This window comes from Streptomyces niveus (genome assembly GCF_001723055.1).
GTDB classification, from domain to species: Bacteria; Actinomycetota; Actinomycetes; order Streptomycetales; family Streptomycetaceae; genus Streptomyces; species Streptomyces niveus.
This window is the reverse complement of sequence record NZ_MDCR01000536.1, coordinates 1-2,121: the sequence shown is the minus strand read 5'-3', so window position 1 is coordinate 2,121 and position 2,121 is coordinate 1. Positions and strand designations below refer to the sequence as shown.

Genomic DNA, 2,121 nt, shown 5'->3' with positions numbered 1-2,121 from the left:
ACACCGAGTGGCTGGAGCGGGAGGACGCGCCCCGGCTCAAGCGGCTGCGCGCGCTGCTCGCCGACTACGACGAGGCGCAGCTCACCACGATCGCGGAGTTCCTCACGCGTCTCGCGGACGTGGAGACCGAGGCGGCGGGCGCCGTCGCGTAACGACCCGCGCCCGCCGCGAGAACCAGGACGGTCAGCGGCCTCCCGCGTACGCGCACGGCATCGAGCGCACCCGGTTGTCGAAGTTCGACGGCACCAGCACCGGGGCGCCCACGGTGCGCAGTTCGGGCGACCTGGTCAGCAACTCCCGGAACAGCGCCTTCATCTCCTGCTTCGCCAGGAACGTGCCCAGGCAGTAGTGCGGCCCGCCGCCCCCGTACCCGACATGCGGGTTGGGGCTGCGGGTGATGTCGAAGCGGTCCGGGTCGGTGAAGACCGACTCGTCGCGGTTGGCGGAGGCGTAGAACAGCACCACCCGGTCGCCCCGCCGGAAGGCGTGCCCGTTCAGCCGGTGGTCCCGGGTGAGCCTGCGCCGGAACTGGATGATGGGCGTCGAGTGGCGCACGATCTCCTCGACGGCGCCGTCCGCGTACCGGTCGAAGTCGTCGAGCAGCAGGGCCCGCTGATCGGGATGATCGGTCAGCAGCGACATGCCGTGCGCGATGGCGTTCCGTGTGGTCTCCACCCCGGCGACCATCAACAGCGAGAAGAACGAACCGAGTTGGCGGCCGTTCAGCGACTGGCCGTCGATGTCGGCGTTCACGAGCGCGGAGATGAGATCCCCGGTCGGATTCCTGCGCCGCTGCCGCCCGAGCTCCGCGACCATTCCCTGCATGGACGCCAAGGCGCGAAGGCCCTTTCCTGGGACGCGAATTCGCTGCCGTACCGTACGCGCCACACCCGTTTCGACCGACGCCCGATTCACCTGCGCGAGGATCGACGGGCGTTCCTTCTCGGGGATACCCATCAGATTGCAGATGATTTCGAACGGCATACGTGACGCGACGGCCGTGACGAAATCCGCCGGACGCTCCCTGAGCATGTCGTCCACAATGCGGGTCGCCACCGAACGGACGTCCTCCTCCGTCGCGGCGAGAATGCGGGGGGTGAAGGCCCGGGAGACGATACGGCGCAACTGCGTGTGCTGCGGCTCGTCGAGATTGACCAGGGACTCCCCGAAAAGCGCCCGCACCCAGCGGGCCGGCTCCGGAGTGGTGACGCCCGGCGCGCTGCCGAACACCCGCGCGTCACGGCTGGCCTCCACCACGTCCGCGTGCCTGACCAGCGCGTGGAAGCCCCGCTCCGGCCGCAGCCGGCCTCCGGGCCGCTCCACGAAGTACCGCGGCGCCCCGGCGGCGCGAAGCTCGGCGAAACCCGCCAGCCTTTCGGAATGCGGGAGTTGCCAGAATGAGGGATCGGCGAGATTCGGCGTCATTGTTCATTCCTTCCGTGGCGTCGAGCTTCCCACGGGTGACAAGCCATCAGCGGGCGTCCGATGTACGGCAGTCGGGGGTGTCGAACGACCGCCGTCGCACAAGAGGGCGAATACTCCGCCACTCGGGTGACGCGAACTCACCTACGACGCCCATGGGCCGCTACTGTGCCGAAGCATGACCTCTACCAACACCGCGCAGGGAAGCCTGCAATACGCCCCTCTGCTCGGCACCCTCACGGTAATTCCCTGGACCAGCGAACCGTCCGACGACGAGCGCAACCCGCCTTTCCTGCTCGCCTATTCACTCGGTGACGGCCGTGACGGCGCCGAGGCCGGGGAAGAGGCGATGCACGCCGTCATCAAGGAGGTCGGTCTCAGGACCGGCGCGGGTCTGATCGATGTGGCGACGTCGCCGGGCGTCCCGATCACGCTGCTGGTGCAGGCCGGACGGGCCGTCCTGACCATGCCGTATCTCAAGGCCCAGTGCGCCGTCCCGCCCGAGTGGGAAGAGGACGCGCGCGAGACCGGCGCCGTGTACTTCATCATCGCCACCCAGCCGTGGCCCGAGGGCACCCCCGGCAAGCCGGTGAGCGAGGAGACGCTGCGCGCCTTCGTCGGCGACGAGGCCGTGCTGACCGGGGCCGCGCACTGCCTGGTGCCGGTGAGCAGCCTGCGCGGCTGAGCGCCGCCCCCGCG

2 protein-coding genes are annotated in these 2,121 nt (G+C 69.5%); one reads left to right on the top strand and one right to left on the bottom strand.

The features are described from left to right. Positions 1-183: 183 nt before the first annotated feature. Positions 184-1,425: a cytochrome P450 gene (locus BHU15_RS37395; RefSeq protein ID WP_069631134.1), complete on the bottom strand. Its 1,242-nt coding sequence runs from the start codon at positions 1,423-1,425 to the stop codon at positions 184-186. Between the two features lie 175 nt (positions 1,426-1,600). On the opposite strand from BHU15_RS37395, the gene BHU15_RS37390 reads away from it, so the two are divergent. After that, the gene (locus tag BHU15_RS37390) at positions 1,601-2,107 is read left to right on the top strand and encodes a DUF5949 family protein (RefSeq protein WP_023541063.1); all 507 of its coding nucleotides are present in this window, start codon (positions 1,601-1,603) and stop codon (positions 2,105-2,107) included. Positions 2,108-2,121 lie beyond the last annotated feature (14 nt).

Bases quoted from the DNA above. Each gene is read 5' to 3' on its own strand.
- BHU15_RS37395 (WP_069631134.1), bottom strand. From the start codon at position 1,425: ATGACGCCGAATCTCGCCGATCCCTCATTCTGGCAACTCCCGCATTCC.
- BHU15_RS37390 (WP_023541063.1), top strand. From the start codon at position 1,601: ATGACCTCTACCAACACCGCGCAGGGAAGCCTGCAATACGCCCCTCTG.